The organism is Neobacillus paridis (assembly GCF_016765675.1).
Lineage (GTDB): Bacteria > Bacillota > Bacilli > Bacillales > Cytobacillaceae > Neobacillus > Neobacillus paridis.
Map to the genome: position 1 here is coordinate 1 of NZ_JAESWB010000341.1, position 525 is coordinate 525.

Below are 525 nucleotides of genomic sequence, written 5' to 3' on the forward strand. Positions count from 1 at the left end.
CCATGCTGCACGGAGATGATCGTCCGGACTCGCTCGTGCTGCAGCAGCAGCTTGCCCGGCTCGTGCATGAGCAGGTGGTCCAGAACCGGCTCGACCAAGCCGCCGCGCTTCTTGCTGATGTGCCGCCATTGGTGCATACCATCGATGCATTCGGCCTTCCGCTTGATGCCATGGTTGAGCCCGACCATCTAAAGCGCTATCGGAAGCTTGCCCGAAAGGCGAGCAAGCAAGCGAGCAAGCAATCCAGACATTCCTCGACACTTCCGAAAGCGGCGACGGCTTCGGTGGAAAGGAATGGAAAGACGCGGACAAGCGGTTTCCTTGGCAAGCTGAGCAAAGTCGTCCATGACACAAAGGCACGCGCGTCGAAGGACGTGCACAGATCCGGGGCAGCGCGCGACCGGGTGCCAGACGTGCATCGCGCATTCGCCCAAGGCCAGGACGATGGCTTGCCAGACGCCTCCCCTGACCAGCTTGACTGGAAAAAGCAAAAGAGGCAGGAGAGTCAGGACGCCGTGCTCAAGG

General features: G+C 60.8%; 1 protein-coding gene. It reads left to right on the top strand.

From position 1 onward, the window contains the following. On the top strand, positions 1-525 hold a 525-nt coding region (locus tag JK635_RS20395; RefSeq protein WP_202655777.1), incomplete at both ends, for a hypothetical protein.